The 15,963-nt window shown below is 42.2% G+C and carries 15 protein-coding genes; 5 read left to right on the top strand and 10 right to left on the bottom strand.

Translation table 11 applies throughout. From position 1 onward, the window contains the following. Positions 1-90 precede the first annotated feature (90 nt). The 8 genes from F8R90_RS32290 to F8R90_RS32255 all read right to left on the bottom strand — a co-directional run bounded on the left by F8R90_RS32290 (position 91) and on the right by F8R90_RS32255 (position 8,469). Entirely contained in the window at positions 91-306 is a 216-nt protein-coding gene (locus F8R90_RS32290) for a hypothetical protein (protein WP_196514133.1), read from the bottom strand. A gap of 63 nt (positions 307-369) precedes the next feature. Continuing rightward, positions 370-1,368, bottom strand: a complete 999-nt coding sequence (locus tag F8R90_RS32285; protein ID WP_190891892.1) for an ABC transporter permease subunit — start codon at positions 1,366-1,368, stop codon at positions 370-372. Next, positions 1,365-2,921 (bottom strand): sugar ABC transporter ATP-binding protein, encoded by a 1,557-nt coding sequence (locus F8R90_RS32280; RefSeq protein ID WP_196514132.1) that lies wholly within the window; start codon positions 2,919-2,921, stop codon positions 1,365-1,367. Before F8R90_RS32280 ends, F8R90_RS32285 begins: the two co-directional genes overlap by 4 nt. A 276-nt stretch (positions 2,922-3,197) precedes the next feature. Further along, complete coding sequence (locus tag F8R90_RS32275) at positions 3,198-4,250, bottom strand: ABC transporter substrate-binding protein (RefSeq protein ID WP_196514131.1); 1,053 nt, start codon at positions 4,248-4,250, stop codon at positions 3,198-3,200. Between the two features lie 149 nt (positions 4,251-4,399). Then, positions 4,400-5,407, bottom strand: a complete 1,008-nt coding sequence (locus F8R90_RS32270) for an ABC transporter substrate-binding protein (RefSeq protein ID WP_196514130.1) — start codon at positions 5,405-5,407, stop codon at positions 4,400-4,402. An 881-nt stretch (positions 5,408-6,288) separates the two neighbouring features. Then, positions 6,289-7,185 carry an inositol oxygenase family protein gene (locus F8R90_RS32265; protein ID WP_196514129.1) on the bottom strand — a complete coding sequence of 299 codons (897 nt, stop codon included), beginning with the start codon at positions 7,183-7,185 and terminating at the stop codon, positions 6,289-6,291. 336 nt (positions 7,186-7,521) lie between these two features. Further along, positions 7,522-7,845, bottom strand: a complete 324-nt coding sequence (locus F8R90_RS32260; RefSeq protein ID WP_196514128.1) for a DUF1815 family protein — start codon at positions 7,843-7,845, stop codon at positions 7,522-7,524. A 138-nt stretch (positions 7,846-7,983) separates the two neighbouring features. Further along, a complete protein-coding gene (locus F8R90_RS32255; protein WP_196514135.1) occupies positions 7,984-8,469 on the bottom strand; it encodes a gluconokinase in 486 nt (161 codons plus the stop codon). Positions 8,470-8,645: 176 nt separating this feature from the next. On the opposite strand from F8R90_RS32255, the gene F8R90_RS32250 reads away from it, so the two are divergent. The 4 genes from F8R90_RS32250 to F8R90_RS32235 all read left to right on the top strand — a co-directional run bounded on the left by F8R90_RS32250 (position 8,646) and on the right by F8R90_RS32235 (position 13,677). Then, positions 8,646-9,668, top strand: coding sequence for a LacI family DNA-binding transcriptional regulator (locus F8R90_RS32250; RefSeq protein WP_196514127.1), 1,023 nt, complete (start codon positions 8,646-8,648; stop codon positions 9,666-9,668). 219 nt (positions 9,669-9,887) lie between these two features. Beyond that, positions 9,888-11,309 (top strand): glucuronate isomerase, encoded by a 1,422-nt coding sequence (uxaC, locus tag F8R90_RS32245; protein ID WP_196514126.1) that lies wholly within the window; start codon positions 9,888-9,890, stop codon positions 11,307-11,309. Positions 11,310-11,566: 257 nt separating this feature from the next. Beyond that, on the top strand, positions 11,567-12,403 hold the full coding sequence (locus F8R90_RS32240) for an SDR family oxidoreductase (protein ID WP_196514125.1): 837 nt from the start codon (positions 11,567-11,569) through the stop codon (positions 12,401-12,403). A gap of 2 nt (positions 12,404-12,405) precedes the next feature. Next, complete coding sequence (locus tag F8R90_RS32235; RefSeq protein ID WP_196514124.1) at positions 12,406-13,677, top strand: lactate racemase domain-containing protein; 1,272 nt, start codon at positions 12,406-12,408, stop codon at positions 13,675-13,677. A gap of 27 nt (positions 13,678-13,704) precedes the next feature. Here the strand turns inward: F8R90_RS32235 and F8R90_RS32230 are convergent, their stop codons facing one another. Together F8R90_RS32230 and ruvC are read right to left on the bottom strand one after the other, a co-directional pair. Then, positions 13,705-13,863 carry a hypothetical protein gene (locus tag F8R90_RS32230; RefSeq protein ID WP_196514123.1) on the bottom strand — a complete coding sequence of 53 codons (159 nt, stop codon included), beginning with the start codon at positions 13,861-13,863 and terminating at the stop codon, positions 13,705-13,707. Positions 13,864-13,881: 18 nt separating this feature from the next. Continuing rightward, positions 13,882-14,373 carry a crossover junction endodeoxyribonuclease RuvC gene (gene ruvC, locus F8R90_RS32225; RefSeq protein ID WP_196514122.1) on the bottom strand — a complete coding sequence of 164 codons (492 nt, stop codon included), beginning with the start codon at positions 14,371-14,373 and terminating at the stop codon, positions 13,882-13,884. A gap of 174 nt (positions 14,374-14,547) precedes the next feature. Between ruvC and F8R90_RS32220 the strand changes: the two genes are divergently transcribed. After that, positions 14,548-15,918 (top strand): gluconeogenesis factor YvcK family protein, encoded by a 1,371-nt coding sequence (locus F8R90_RS32220; RefSeq protein WP_196514121.1) that lies wholly within the window; start codon positions 14,548-14,550, stop codon positions 15,916-15,918. Positions 15,919-15,963: the final 45 nt, after the last annotated feature.

Below are 15,963 nucleotides of genomic sequence, written 5' to 3'. Positions count from 1 at the left end.
CATGGGGCATGGGGCATGGGGCATTGGGCATTTGGCTCTCTGCACCCCTCAGTCCCCAATACCTGCCGTGTATACACAAGTCTTTTAAAGTTACTGCTTAACATAGGGCAGGTTAATTTTTGCAGGTCGATGCAACAAAGGTGCAGGTCGATGTAACAAAGGTGCAGATTGATGTAACAAAGGTGCAGGTCGATGTAATAAAGGTGCAGGTTGATGTAATAAAGGTGCAGGTCGATGTAACAAAGGTGCAGGTCGATGTAACAAAGGTGCAAGTCGATGTAACAAAGGTGCAGGTCGATGTAACAAAGGTGCAGGTCAAGAGATTTGTGTGTACACCGTAGAATCCCAATACCCAGTCCCAAGTTTCCTTTATCGTCTGGAACGTCTGCGTAACCGATCAATCATCACTGCCAAAATAATTACTAGTCCTTTAACGACTAGTTGCCAGAAGTAAGACAGGTTCAACAAGGTTAAACCATTGTTGAGAATAGCAATGATCAATGCACCTAGAAGTGTGCCGCCAATTGTACCAATACCGCCTGTAAAGCTGGTTCCACCTAGAATAACAGCTGCGATCGCATCTAATTCGTAACCTTGACCTAAGATGCCACTAGCACTATAAAGACGGCTGGCACTCATGATTCCTGCTAAACCTGCCAGTAATCCACTAATACCATAGACGAATAGCAACACCCGATTAACTTTAATTCCAGTTAATCTCGCTGCCCGCTCGTTACCACCGACAGCATATATCTGCACTCCTAAAACAGTTTGCCGCAGCACAAACCAGCTAGCGATTACAGCCAGTAGTGCAATTATCACTAGCCACGGAAGAGGACCGACATAGGTATTACCCACCCAAGCAAAATTTATGTCACGGTTAATCAGCGTTGTTCCCCTGGCAATCAAGAAGGCAACACCTCGTAAGGCTGTAAGTGAACCCAACGTGACAATAAAAGGTGGCACATCTAAAAAGGTGATGAGAGCGCCGTTGAGTAAGCCTAAAAGCAATCCTGCTAGCAACGCAGCAGGCACGGCCGCCCAACTCAAAGCCGGCAGTAGCGATACTAGCAACGCAACTACGGCAGAAACAGCTAATATTGACCCAACAGAAAGGTCAATACCTCCGGTGAGAATCACAAAGGTCATTCCTGTCGCCAGCACAATATTAATTGATGCCTGACGCAAGATATTGATGATGTTACCGCCTGTGAGGAAGTTGGGAGAAAGGAATGCAAATAAGATGCAGATAATTACTAAGATTGGCAGAATACCCGCAACTTCCAGCAGAGTGCTAATTGATTTGCGGTTCCGGGATACGGGATTTTTGCCTAATTTATTGGCAGGCGGTCTGACTGTCTGACTCATGATTCTAATACCTCCGATGCTCCAGTTGCATAGTGCATAATCTTTTCTTGGGTGATTTCTTTACCAAGACTGCCGTCCAGTTCGCCTACCAGTTGTCCTTCTCGCATCACCAAGACGCGATCGCTCATGCCGACAATTTCCGCTAGTTCGCTGGAAACCATTAAAATAGCAACACCTTGTGCTGCCAATTCGCTCATAATTCGGTAAATTTCGCTTTTGGCACCGATATCTACGCCGCGTGTCGGCTCATCTAACATCAGTACTCTCGGTTTAATGGCTAACCAACGCGCTAGCAGTAGCTTCTGCTGATTACCACCAGAAAGATCGAGCGCTCTAATTTCCAAATTGGCTAGGCGGATATTAAAGTTTTCTACCGCGTCTGTTGACAGCCGATTAACTGAACCCCAGTTAACAATTCCAGCTTTGGCATCCTGCTTGAGTGTGTTGATGGCAATATTCTTGCGGGCGCTCATCTCCAGAAATAAACCTTGATCTTTGCGGTCTTCTGGGACGTAACCAATTCCCGCAGCGATCGCATCACTAGGTGTATTAATTTCCAGTTTCATCCCATTGAGGAATACTTCACCACTGGCTTTGCGGTCAGCACCAAAAATCAGCCGGGATAGTTCTGTGCGTCCTGCACCAACCAGCCCAGCTAAACCAAGAATTTCTCCAGCATGAAGTTCAAAACTAGCCGGCTCAACCTTCTTGCGCGCGTCACTCATATTTCTGACTTCCAGTACGACTGGGCCAGGGTTCGTTTGCCGTTTATGTTCGTAAAAGTCTTGCATGGAGCGACCAACCATCATCTGCACCAATCGCTGTGGGGAAATTTCACTGCGTGTGAGACTGCCAATATATTGACCATCGCGCAGTACGCTAATCCGGTCAGCTAGGGCATAGATTTCTTCCATACGATGGCTGATGTAAATAATGGCAATGCCATCACTCCGCAATTTGCGAATTACCTTAAATAAATGCTCACTCTCGCGGTCAGACAGTGCTGCTGTTGGCTCATCCATTACCAAAACGCGACTTTTATCTTTCAGCGCCCTGGCAATTTCCACTTGCTGCTGTTCTGCGATCGATAAGGTACCAACTATAGTCTGCGCTGTAAAATTGGCTCCCAGGCTTTCCAGCACTTGCTCTGCTTCCAGTTGCATCGCTTTGCGGTCTAAAAACTGACCTCGCTGCAACTCGCTACCCATAAACATATTTTCGGTAACGGTTAAATTAGGTGCAACATTCAGTTCTTGATAAATGAGATTAATACCCGATTTGCGTGCTGTCGCCGGATCGGTAATTTTCAAGGGTTGACCATTGATCCGAATTTCTCCTTCATCGGCAATGTAAGCCCCAGCCAGGATTTTCATCAATGTGCTTTTACCTGCTCCGTTTTCACCCATGAGGGCGTGAACTTCTCCCGGATAAATCGTGAGATTGACATTTTGGAGTGCAGATACACCATGAAATCGTTTCGTAATCCCTTGCATTTCTAATACAGGGGCGGTGGTTGGTGCATCAGGAAATGAGGTTTCAATAGTTTTTGTCATGAGCAGAACCTCTAAAAACAATTTAAAATTCGCAATTGTGAGTTTAGAAATCAATCAATAAACTCACACCTGATGTGAAATTAAAATCATCACAAAACCATGTTTTAAAACCGACCACTATCTTGGAAAGTTCTCAACGTCGTCTTCCAACATTTAGAACTTTTCGCAGATGCATATATATACATCATGGGTATGTGTAAAAAGTCTGTCAATGCATCGGAAGACTCAACTCCGATTAGACATAATTTGTAATTTCAAATTCACAATTTTTATTATTTACCAGCCTTTTTCTGTGCTGACATTATCTTTTGTGATCAACTTAACTGGAATCAGAATGGTAGGGTTACTAGGCTTTTTACCATTTAAGATGTCGTTGCCAACCTGAACTGCTTTTTGGGCCATTCCTCGTGGATTTTGAGTAGCAGTTGCAGCATATAAACTATCTTTAGCTGCGATCGCAGTGATTGCTTCTGGTGCACCATCAACCCCAACAATAAAGAAATCTTGACGTTGTGCTTGCTTTGCTGCTAGTTCTGCGCCAATTCCACTCGGATCGTTAATGGCAAAAACAGCATCAATTTTCGGAAAGGTTGTAAGTAAATCAGTCATAACTCTAAGTCCTCCATCCCGGCTACCCCCTGCATTCTGGTTTTTAGAGAGGATTTTGATATCGGGATATTTGGATAATACATTTTCGCAGCCACTAACTCGCTGAACTACCGAGTCCACTGGTGGCCCATTAACTATTACTACATTGCCTTTACCTTTCAGGCGATCAGCAATATATTTGCAACTAACTTCTCCAGCTTGGACATTATTAGTAGTGATGGTGGCATCTACACCCCCCTCAGCACCTGTGTCTACGGCAATAACAATTCTACCTGCAAGTTTGGCTTTTTCAACTATTGGTCTAATTCCACTTTTGTCAGCAGCATTCAAAATAATGATGTCAGTATTTGCGGCAGTCAAATTTTCAATTTGATTGGCTTGTTGGTTAAGGTCATAAGCACTGGAAGCTGTACTAACATTGACATCTTTTCCGCCAATTCTTTTCGCTTCTTCCTCAACTGCTTGTCCCATAACGACGAAGAAAGGGTTACTTAGATCGCCAACGGTGAAGCCAACCGATCGCAACTTTGTATTCCCAGTGGCGGTTTTAGTTTCTGCACTAGTATTGGTAGCAGGTTTAATATCAGTGTTAGTAGCAGTGTTGCCATCGGGAGAACCATTTGTACAGCCGACAAGACTACCACTGATGATACCTAATATGCTAGCTGCGATTACGCGAAGCGTAACACCAGAGGTGAACGCAATCTTTTTCACATTCATATATCTCCTCAAAGTCATTCTTCCTTACACTGAATTTGGAACCAATATGTTATTTGAAAAACAGGGCGAAATATTCTAACCCTCCTATCTCAATCCTTTTTCTGTGTGTTGTAATTACGAATTACGAATTACGAATTACGAATTAAAAATTACCAGCCTTTATAGCTGCTAAGGTTATCTCTGGTAACCAACTTGACTGGAATCAGAATCTCAGATGACTCAGGTTTTTTGCCCTGGATGATATCATTTCCAACTTGAACTGCTTTTTGGGCCATCCCTGCGGGATTTTGAGCAGCAGTTGCAGCAAATACACCATCTTTGTCTTCCATTGCTTGGGTTGCATCTGGCGATCCGTCAACCCCAACAATAAAAAATTCATTGCGTCTTGCTTGTCTAGCAGCTAAATCTGCACCAACACCGCTTTGATCGTTCGTGGCAAAAACGGCATCAATTTTCGGAAAGGTGGTAAGCAAATCGCTCATGACTCTTAGTCCTCCATCCCTAGTCCCTTCGGCGTTTTGGTCTTTAGAGATGAGTTTGATATCAGGATATTTGGACAATGACTTCTCGCAGCCACTCACTCGCTGATTGATTGAGTCCATTGGGGTACCGTTGAGGATGACTACACTACCTTGACCTTTGAGGCGATCGGCAATATATTGGCAAGCAACCTCACCAGCTTGGGTATTGTTAGAGCTAATCATTGCATCCACATCTGCATCAACGGCTGAATCTACTGCAATGACAACTCTACCTGCAAGCCTTGCTTGGTCAATTACCGGTTTAACTCCTTTTTTGTCAACAGCGCTAAGGATAATTAGGTCAGTATTCGCAGCAGTGAAATTTTCGATTTGGTTGGTTTGTTGGTTCAGATCAAAGGCACTGGAAACCGCATTAACTCTGATATTATCCCCGATTGTCTTAGCTTCTATTTCAGCCCCTTTCTGCACTGCATTATAAAAAGGGTTGCCCAAGTCACCCAAGGCAATGCCGATTGTTTGCAATTTTCTATTTGGAGCATTAGCTTGACTCTCTAAACTAGTATTGGTAGCAGTGTTAGTACCAGTATTAGTAGCTGTGTTGTCATTTTGAGCGCTATTTGTGCAACCAATAACAGCGAAACCTAGTATGCCAACTATGAGCGAAATTCTCTTCATATTCATCTATTTTTCACAACGGATTTAAATTTGAAAAAGGTCGGTAGAATATAAATTTGCAAATTTATCACAATATGAGCTAGGTCTGAAAACTTCAGGCATAACCTAGCACTAATGCTGGTTTTGGAAATTTTAATTCCTCTCAAATGTCTTATAATGTGACCTAATTTAAATTAGCGCTATTAATTAGCCTAATTTAAATATTTTGTTTTTAAAGCAAAACTACAAGCACTACACTACGTCAAAAAATCACATACCTGAAACTAGATTTGGAGGTGTGTGGGTTAAAAATAGCTTTTAACTAGAACTAGTAGAACATGATTTTATCAAACTTGGAAATTTGTATTTCCTTTTACATTATTTTAGTTTAACCTGCATTATCGCAAATATGATCCCCGTTTATTGAACTTTACAAAGCCAAGAAAACTATTCCATCTCTATGTAGGTTAAACTTTTTCTACTAGAGCATTTGCGAAAATTAAGTAATTTTTGTCTGATGTAGACTTTAAAAAACTTAATATATTTAACTCAAGTTGAATTGAGAAAAGTTAATCCCATAATAGAGAAATGTCTGTTTTTAAATCTATCTATTAGAGGTAGAAAGATATAGCGAATTGCCATAGATAAAAACCCTCTTGTCTTATTTTCAGAGTTTATTCAAATATGCTTGCGAAGTGCGCTTATTTGCTATACTAAGTTCCCAGAGCTAATCTTGGTATATCTCGATCAGAATAATTCTTTGGTTATAGGGATAAGAAATACCAAAAAAGTCATTTTCACCCCATTACCGCCGTTGTCAAGATGTGAAATAACTGATGGGATAAGTAGTTCGCGTCTGTAGGGTATTTTTTAACTTCTTTGCTTTTGCTACTAGCAAAAGGTTATAATTTTAAGGTTATGGGTAAATATTTAGCTACTAAATCTTTATAGTAAGGCTTTAATTTTTGCCAATCTGGAGGATTAGGGTTCTTTGAGTACAAATCGTAGGGATTGAATAACTTCACCCATTTAAACATTTCTTTATCGTGTTTATCCATAAAATGTTCGTAAGCATTTTCACGATGTTGAGGATAAAATGAGTGATAGCGGAGGATGTACAATGCAGATTCGGGCAAATAGTTTTTCATCATGTAATATACATACTCATCATGTCCCCATGACATGTGTACATTACTCAAGCCACAATTCGGCTCGTAAACACCATATAAGGAGTTATATATAGAGTTATTGTAATCAGGGTTTTCTGTGAAAAATTCCGAGAAAACAATCTTATCAGAAAATGCACAACCCACTGGATAGGTATCACCTACTGTAGCCCATTGAGGTTCACCAAATAAGCAAAGTACTTTCCCCATATCGTGAAACAAGCCAGTAAGTACCATCCAGTCTGGGTGACCATCAGCGCGAATGGCTTCTGATGTTTGCAATAGGTGCTGTAATTGATCTAAGTCTGTATCAGGATCTGAATCATCAACCAATTGATTCAAAAACTCCAATGCATCCCAGACAGACATTTCTTTTTTATCCAACTTCAAAAATTCTTCTTTTTTTTCTAATACAAAATCATACGTTTGATTGATATGATTTAACCGATAGAACTCTTTCACCGTGTCTCTAGTGGGCGTTTCGTAATTCCTGTACTCTTCGGTGGTTTTACCTTCTTTAACTATGCTGTCCGGATCGGGATAGCGATTAAGTAAGTCTTCTTCCCATTCTTCTAGAGAATGTAAGGGATTGTTTTGAGCTTGGTCGATGGCATTATTTAGAGTTTGAGACATAACTTTATTACTTGTCGATATTGATTTGTTAAATGCTACTTTCGCACTCCACCTTATGCACAGGTGTGCAAAACTTGTATTGAAATTATTTTTGCACACGTGTGCAAAAGCGTGTGTTAAGTTTCTTGTCGTCTTTGGATACATGTAGATTTGAGTTAAGACAAAGCCCTTATGCGATCGCTAATTCTTAGATATTTTGATGCCTTCTCAGTAGCGATAACTTTGTAAACAGCTATACACACGTGTGCATAGCTGTACTAAATAAATATAAGCTGATCTTTTGTTTTACACATCTGTGCAAAGTTAATTTTTTTGTCAACTTCATCCACAGAAGTGTTAATTTGTCAATTGGATTACATGAGAATACTTGACAATATTAGCCAACTCTTGTAATTGGCTTACCGCTTCTGCACCCTCCAACTTCACTAATTCGCGATCGTCCCATAACTCCATCCAAGTAATCCCGTAATCAGACACTAAAAACCGAATCAGGTGCTTTTCTCCCAGGCTTACCATAAATGAAGCACTCTGCATTTGATCACCGCATGTATAACAAGATGCAGTATAGCCACGCCGCTCAAGTGCAATTGTCAAGGCTTGCAGGTTCATTACTAAGTCTTGAATGAATTCCTGATGTTGTTGCGCTAATCTTAGAAACACTAGTTTTCTCCTACCACTACATTTATGTGGTTCCTTTTAAAATTTCTTTAGATTTACATCTGATGTAATCTGGTTGCCAAAAGTTCATGTTTTCCTAAAGACGTGATTAATCTTAATCTTCCGGTTGTAACCAATAAGCTAAATTCCCAAAGCCGTTCTAATGTTTTGGACAATCACCTGGGGTGGTTGTGCAACATCCATAGATATGGTATTTAATGGTTCTTCAAGAGTATAAAACTGGCTGTTGAGGAGTTTTTCGCTCATGTAATGATTGCTACGCTCTTGCAATCGCATTTGAATCAACTCATAAGACCCTTTGAGGTAAACTAGCTTGATGCGATCGCTATCCAATACCAGAAATTGCCGATAGCTGTCCTTTAGAGCCGAACACGCCAGCACTACATTTTTATTCTCTTGCAGCCAATGTTTTATGGCTGTTTGCAAATCTTGCAACCAAGGCATCCTGTCAGCTTCACCCAGAGGGATACCGCGCCGCATTTTCTCAACATTCTCTGGCGAGTGAAAAGCATCAGCGTCGCTAAACTCCCATTCTAACGAGTCTGCTAACAATTTTCCTATGGTGGTTTTGCCAGAACCTGATACACCCATTACGATAATAATCATTGACTGCTTAATCATATTTTACTTAAGAAAAGTTAAGTTATTGAAATGGAGGCAGAAGTCAAGACTCCTTTCCATGCAACATCTGAGTTGTATTAAAATCTCTTGACAAATAACGATTATTTTCTATAATACTACTTATGCACACGTGTGCGGTATTTTAAAACCTCATATAAAAAATGAATAAAAGAAGAATTTCAATTGAAGATATTGCTCAAAGAGCAGGTGTTTCTCACTCCACAGTTTCACGCGCTTTGAGAGATAACGCCCTCATCAGCCCTAAAGTGCGAGAGGAAATTAAGCAATTGGCGCAGGAGATGAACTATGTGCCTAATGCTATTGCTCAAAGCTTGCAAAATAAACGCACTAATACTATTGGAGTAGTAGTAACTTCAATAGCAGATCCATTTTTTGCTGAGGTAGTAGAGGGAATCGAGAAAATAGCCAGACCCGCAGGCTTGAGTGTTTTGTTAAGTGCTTCACACCGAAATTTTGAGCAAGAAATAGCTGCTATTGATAGTTTTCATCGTCGGAGAGTAGACGGGATTTTAGTAGCCGACTCACGAATTAGTAAGCAGCATACCAAACAACTAACGCAAATTGCTGTGCCAACAGTTCTGATTAATAGCCAGACAGAAGATCAATCTGAAATATTTCACTCAGTGGCAATAGACGATCGCTTAGGTGCTAGATTAGCCACAGAACATCTAATAAGTCTGGGACACACCGCCATTGGTTATCTAGGTGTAGGCGATCGCAGCAGATCGAATCAGCAGCGCCTAGAAGGATATCAAATGGCCCTTGCGGAAGCTGGTCTACCACAAAATCCTGATTGGGTTGCAATTAGTGACGAAGATGATACCAGAACAAGCGATGTTACTACCGGACAGCAGATGCTATCTAAACTATTGACTGCTGAGGTAACAGGCATCTTTTGTTACAACGACATGGTGGCAGTTGGTGCGCTTTTAGGCTGCCAAGAACTAGGTATTTTAGTACCGCGAAGTTTAAGCCTAGTTGGATTTGATGGTATTGCTTTGGGTAGTTACGTTACTCCGCCACTGACGACAGTCAGCCAGCCAATGTTAGAAATTGGTGGCATAGCCATGCAAATGTTACTCGATTTATTAGAAGGAAAAACTGTCAAAAACCGCGTTTTATCTCCTTTTCTATTACAGCGTGGTAGTACCGCAGCATTATAGTAATTTTCAGGTACTAATATAACAACTGAGATGGGGAGTAGGTAGAGACGCGATTAATCGTTTCTGTTGAAAAGCTCTGTAATAAATCAATACGCTTGGATTAAGGGTTATTAGTGTAGATGATTGGTCTTTCAAGACGCGATAAATCGCGTCTCTACAACTGTATTGTGTAATCAATAACCGCAATTAATTTGAAAAAATTTTAACAAAACAAAAATTATGTTAACTAAAAAACTGGCTTTATCTCCCGATCGCTGCTTTTCTCCAGAACCAGTTCAAAGACGACTAGCTCACCAATTTTTTGACAGCATATCTGCGCTACCCTTGGTGTGTCCACACGGCCATGTAGATCCAGCCTTGTTAGCTAATCCCGCAGCCCGTTTTGGTTCACCGACCGAATTATTTATTATCCCTGACCATTACCTTTTGCGAATGCTTTATAGTCGAGGCATACCTCTGCAAGCTTTGGGCATACCTACTAGTGATGGTTCACCGGCAGAAACCGACCATCGTAAAATCTGGCAATTGTTCGCCGAACATTTTTATCTATTCCAGGGTACTCCGTCTGGGTTGTGGCTGAAAGACGAACTAACTAACGTCTTTGGCGTAGATGAACCTTTAAATTCTCGCAGTGCTGGATATATCTATGATTACCTGGAACGTCTGTTAGCTTTGCCTGAGTTTTCCCCTCGTGCTTTATTCAAACGCTTTAACATCGAAGTGCTTTGTACTACCGATGCAGCCAGTGATACCCTAGAGAATCAGCGATCGCTCCACGCAGAAGGTTTTACTCAAATCAGACCAACTTTTCGACCAGATGCAGTAGTTAACCTGGATACTCCTGATTGGCGCGAAAATCTTACTAAATTGGAAAGCACTGTAGGTAAAGAAATTAGCACTTACGCTACTTTTGTGCAAGCTTTAGAAGAACGTCGGGCTTTCTTTAAAAAAATGGGCGCGACAGCTACCGATCAAGGTGCAGCTACACCTTATACCACACGCCTTTCTGACCAAGAAGCAGAAGCTATCTTTGCTAGAGCATTAATCGGCAAGCTGAATCCAGGTGATGTCGAAAATTTTACTGGTCATATGTTCATGGAAATGGCTCGGATGAGTGTGGAAGATGGCTTAGTAATGCAAATGCATTGTGGTGTTATGCGTAACCATAATCCGGCTCTATTTGAGACATTTGGATCTGATAAAGGTGCTGATATTCCGCTAAAAATAGAATGGACTCAAAATCTGCGTCCGTTGTTGTCAGCCTATGGAAATGAGCGGCGCTTTAGCTTAATTCTTTTTGGCATGGACGAAAGTACTTACAGCCGAGAATTGGCTCCGCTAGCCGGTCATTATCCCACTATATTGCTTGGCCCGCCTTGGTGGTTTCATGACAGCGTAAATGGCATGGAACGCTACTTTAATCAGGTAATGGAAACTGCTGGACTTTATAATACTGCTGGGTTTAATGATGATACCCGCGCTTTCGTTTCTATTCCGGCTCGTCATACAGTTTGGCGGCGGGTAGCTTGTAATTGGTTAGCTGGATTGGTAACACGAGGATTGGTTGAGGAAGAGGAAGGGTATGATATGGCCCGCGCTTTAGCTTACGACCTCGCTAAGGTTGCTTACAAATTGGACTAATACTAATTCTCCCAAATCAAGCTATTAGAATTAGCTCTTTCAACGTGGCTCATAAAATAAGATTGTTTTTTCTCTGTGTTCTCGTGCCTCTGCGGTTTAAAAGTAATTTATTTAACCACAGAGGCGCAGAGGACACAGAGTAAATAGCTCAAACAGGAATTTATTAACCAAACTTTTTACCCACCTTGAAAGGGCTAGTCCTAATATTGATTTTTTTAATTACGAATTACGAATTACGAATTACGAATTGAAATAAGATGTCAGACTATATTTTAAATAAACTTTTTAGCCTAAAAGAGCAGGTAGCAGTCATCACAGGCGGTTCTGGTGTGCTTGGTGGGGCTATGGCACGGGGTTTGGCCCTTGCTGGAGCGCGAGTAGCGGTTCTGGGTCGCAATGAAGCACGAACGGGTGCAGTAGTGGCTGAGATTACCGCTAACGGTGGAGAAAGTATGGCTGTGCTTGCAGATGTTAGCGATCGCTCCCAATTAGAAATAGCTAGGGAAACTATTATACAGCGTTGGGATCAGATAGACATCTTGGTAAACATGGCCGGCGGTAATATTCCTGCTGCCACAATTACCCCTAATGCCACTATTTTTGATATGCCACACTCAGCTTTTGAGGAAGTAGTTAGCCTAAACTTACTCGGTACTCTACTACCCAGCCAAGTTTTTGGTCAAGCAATGGTCGAAAGAAATCAGCCCTACGGTTGTATTGTGAATATTTCTTCTATGTCTGCAATTCGGGTGATCAGCCGCGTGGTTGGCTACTCAGCCGCTAAAGCGGGGATAGATAACTTTACTCGTTGGTTAGCGGTAGAACTTGCCCAAAAGTATGGAGATGGACTGCGAGTAAATGCGATCGCACCAGGTTTCTTTATTGGAGAACAAAATCGAGATTTACTCCTCAATGCAGATGGCAGTTTGACCGTTCGCGGGCAAAAAATTATCGACCATACCCCCGCCGGACGTTTTGGAAAACCAGATGAATTACTCAGCACCTTAATCTGGTTATGCAGTTCTGGTTCTAGTTTCGTCAACGGGGTAGTTGTGCCAGTAGATGGTGGGTTTAGTATCTACAGTGGAGTTTAATTATGTATTCACTGGCTGTAACTAATGGGACACTTTCACACGAGCAAGTTTCCGGGCTAGTTCATGAAGCTTTGGCAGATTCGAAGTTGGATGGACAGCGTATCCTGGTGCTAATTCCAGATGGTACCCGCACTGCTCCCATCCCCCAAATGTTTCGATTGCTTCATCAGGAGTTGAGTAAAAGGGTAGCGGCTCTGGATTTTTTGATCGCTCTGGGTACACATAATCCTATGAGCCAGGAACAAATTAATCACTTGGTGGAGGTGACACAGGAGGAGCGAGAGACAACCTTTAAAAAAGTTCGCATCTTTAACCACCTTTGGAATGAGCCGAATACCTTTATTTCTTGTGGAGTAATTTCAGCAGATGAAATAGCAGAGATTAGCGGTGGAATGCTACATCAGGCAGTTGATGTGCGTATTAACAAGCTTGTAACAGAGTACGATTTACTAATGATTTGCGGCCCGGTCTTTCCCCACGAAGTTGTCGGTTTCTCTGGCGGAAATAAATACTTTTTTCCTGGCATTGGTGGTCAGGAAGTAATTGATGTATCACACTGGTTAGGTGCTTTAATCACCTGTTACGAAATTATTGGTACACCGGGAATAACACCAGTTCGGCGCTTAATTAACCGAGCCGCTACCCTGATTTCTACCCCAAAGCTTTGTTTGGCGATGGTAGTTGCACCCAAAACGAATCAGCTAGCTGGACTTTATATAGATAAACCAGAGTCAGCCTGGGAAGCCGCTGCAAAATTATCAGCCAAACTGCATATTAAATATGTAGATCAGCCTTTTAAACAAGTGCTTTCAGTAATGCCCCAAATGTATGACGACATTTGGACAGCAGCGAAAGGAATGTACAAGCTAGAACCAGTAGTAGCTGACGGAGGTGAAGTAATTATATATGCTCCTCATATTACCGAGTTTAGCTATACACACGGCGAAATCCTAGCCCAAATTGGCTATCATGTGCGGGATTACTTTCTCAAACAGTGGGATAAATTCCAAGCCTATCCCGGTGGAGTGTTGGCCCATAGTACTCACTTAAAAGGTATGGGTACTTTTGATCCTATAGAAGGAGAACAAGCGCGGATTTGCGTCACTCTAGCTACTGGCATTTCTGCTGAACGCTGTGCTGCTCATAACTTGAACTATCGCAATCCGGCTACCATTCGACCCACTGAATGGGCTAACCGTGAGGATGAAGGTATCTTGCTTGTGCCGAAGGCTGGCGAGATACTATACCGTGTAATATCAAGTCTGGCTAATTAGTTATAGTCCAATACGCTTGGGTTAAGGCTAAAAATTAAAACTGGCGTAGGTTGGGGAGCCGGCGGGTTTCCCGACTTGTTCGCTTTTAGCGGGAATTAATGGAAACAGGAGATCCAAGATTGCGATCGCTAACTTTTGAATGTCTCCACTAACTATGTGCAGGCGAATTAATGGAAACCAAAACACAGGACAGGCAGCGTACCCCTACAGCTGATAAGAAGCCGTCAAAGCCACCGCTAAAGCATCCGCAGCATCATCCGGCCTAGGAATTTCATCTAAATCCAACTCCCGCGCTACCGCCTCTTGCACATCTAACTTATCAGCATTGCCATACCCCGTTAAAGCTTGCTTAATTTGAGCAGGAGTAAACTCTACATAGGGAAGACGACGCTGGCCCAACACCAAAATGAGTACACCCCGCGCCTGTGCAACCAGGATTGTACTTGACATACGATAGAAGAATAGCTTCTCGATCGCCACTAAATCTGGTTTAAATTCCTCCATCACGGTGTGTAAATCATCGAATAAGGTACATAGGCGCTGTCCCATTTCTACATCTGCTGACGTTTTTATTACCCCAAAATCCAGCATATTTACTGTAGTTTCTTGTACCTTGTTGAGAACTTGTGTACAGGTAATTACTCCAAATCCTAAAGTTGCCAGTCCTGGATCTAATCCTAAAATTCGTTTTTCCATTAAATTCACTTTTACCAAGCCAGGGTATTGTTTAACTAGGAATACTGGCAATCTTGACCACTTGCTCTTAGTCTAATGGGATTGACAAATATAATAGTTTCACGCCTAGTGTTTTAAACCAAGTGGTGTACATTTTCTGTTAATTATTGTTTGTAGCACTGCTCCAAATTAGGTATGTCAATTGGTTTTCTTAGACAAGCCCTCAACGCCCTGCAAAAGCAGTCGCGTTCTCGTACTTCCTATCGGGTTAACCAGTGGTTCAAATGGTTATCCCCTGGACTATCGGTAAAACGTTGGTTATTGATCAGTATTGGGGGTGTACTGCTGGCGAGTTTGGGGTTAGCTATCTGGATTAAGCTGACCCCAATTTTTTGGATGTTCGAGTTGGTTAGAGGTTTCCTGGGAGTAATCACCAACATCTTACCCAACTATATCAGTGGCCCTTTGGTGCTACTTGGCGGCTTGCTGTTAGTGCTTTGGGGGCAAACTCGCACCGTAGGCTCAATTACTAAGGTACTAAGAGCAGAAGGCGGAGAAGAACTCATCGATGTCTTACTGGCCCATCATCGATTGTACCGAGGCCCGAAAATAGTGGTAATTGGTGGTGGTACGGGGCTTTCGACGTTGTTGAGGGGACTGAAAACCTACAGCGCTAATATTACTGCTATTGTCACCGTAGCCGATGACGGTGGATCTTCTGGGCGGTTGCGTCAAGAATTTGGAGTGTTACCACCAGGGGATATTCGCAATTGTTTGGCTGCATTAGCAGATGAAGAAAAGTTATTAACAGAATTGTTTCAATACCGTTTTCGGGCTGGAGATGGGTTGACTGGTCACAGTTTCGGCAATTTGTTTTTAACGGCAATGAGTGATATTACTGGAGATTTAGAACAAGCAGTTGCAGCTAGTTCCAAAGTGCTAGCGGTACGGGGACAAGTACTACCAGCAACTCTCAGTGATGTCCGCCTCTGGGCAGAATTAGCCGATGGTCGCCGCATTGATGGGGAGTCTAGCATTCCCAAAGCTGGCGGTAAAATTGTCAAAATTGGCTGCATTCCCAACAATCCTCCAGCAGTACCAGCAGCTATTAAGGCACTTAAAGAAGCTGATTACATTATTATTGGGCCAGGTAGCCTTTATACAAGCCTAATTCCTAATTTATTAGTACCAGAAATTGCCGATGCGATCGCTCAAACAGATGCCCCCCGTATTTATATCTGCAATATAATGACTCAACCAGGAGAAACTGAAGGCTACACTGTTGCAGATCATATCAGAGCAATTGATGCTGCTTGTGGGCAAAGACGGCTATTCGATGCTGTACTAATACACAAAAAATCCCCCTCGGAACAATCACTTATGCGCTACGCCCAACAAAACTCCCATCCTGTTTTTTTGGATAGAGAAGCCGTAACTCAGCTAGGGCGAAGAATTGTTCCAGCTAATGTTTTGTATGAAGATGAAACTGGTTGTGTCCGTCATAATCCGCAGAAACTAGCACGAGTTTTGTTGCGGTGGTACGGTAGAGGTCATCATTTAAGATGAAAATTAGTCATTTGTCCTTTGATTAGACTAATGACTAATTAAGCT

Origin of the sequence: Nostoc sp. NZL, from assembly GCF_015714705.1 — a bacterium.
Classification (GTDB): domain Bacteria; phylum Cyanobacteriota; class Cyanobacteriia; order Cyanobacteriales; family Nostocaceae; genus Nostoc; species Nostoc foliaceum_A.
Note: the sequence above shows the minus strand (reverse complement) of the source record. Positions and strands in the feature narration are given on the sequence as shown.

Excerpts from the sequence above, each read along its gene's own strand:
- F8R90_RS32285 (WP_190891892.1), bottom strand. The coding sequence starts at position 1,368 with ATGAGTCAGACAGTCAGACCGCCTGCCAATAAATTAGGCAAAAATCCC.
- uxaC (WP_196514126.1), top strand. The coding sequence starts at position 9,888 with ATGTTAACTAAAAAACTGGCTTTATCTCCCGATCGCTGCTTTTCTCCA.
- F8R90_RS32275 (WP_196514131.1), bottom strand. The coding sequence starts at position 4,250 with ATGAATGTGAAAAAGATTGCGTTCACCTCTGGTGTTACGCTTCGCGTA.
- F8R90_RS32255 (WP_196514135.1), bottom strand. The coding sequence starts at position 8,469 with ATGATTATTATCGTAATGGGTGTATCAGGTTCTGGCAAAACCACCATA.
- F8R90_RS32240 (WP_196514125.1), top strand. The coding sequence starts at position 11,567 with ATGTCAGACTATATTTTAAATAAACTTTTTAGCCTAAAAGAGCAGGTA.
- F8R90_RS32270 (WP_196514130.1), bottom strand. The coding sequence starts at position 5,407 with ATGAAGAGAATTTCGCTCATAGTTGGCATACTAGGTTTCGCTGTTATT.
- ruvC (WP_196514122.1), bottom strand. The coding sequence starts at position 14,373 with ATGGAAAAACGAATTTTAGGATTAGATCCAGGACTGGCAACTTTAGGA.
- F8R90_RS32220 (WP_196514121.1), top strand. The coding sequence starts at position 14,548 with ATGTCAATTGGTTTTCTTAGACAAGCCCTCAACGCCCTGCAAAAGCAG.
- F8R90_RS32250 (WP_196514127.1), top strand. The coding sequence starts at position 8,646 with ATGAATAAAAGAAGAATTTCAATTGAAGATATTGCTCAAAGAGCAGGT.
- F8R90_RS32235 (WP_196514124.1), top strand. The coding sequence starts at position 12,406 with ATGTATTCACTGGCTGTAACTAATGGGACACTTTCACACGAGCAAGTT.
- F8R90_RS32265 (WP_196514129.1), bottom strand. The coding sequence starts at position 7,185 with ATGTCTCAAACTCTAAATAATGCCATCGACCAAGCTCAAAACAATCCC.
- F8R90_RS32280 (WP_196514132.1), bottom strand. The coding sequence starts at position 2,921 with ATGACAAAAACTATTGAAACCTCATTTCCTGATGCACCAACCACCGCC.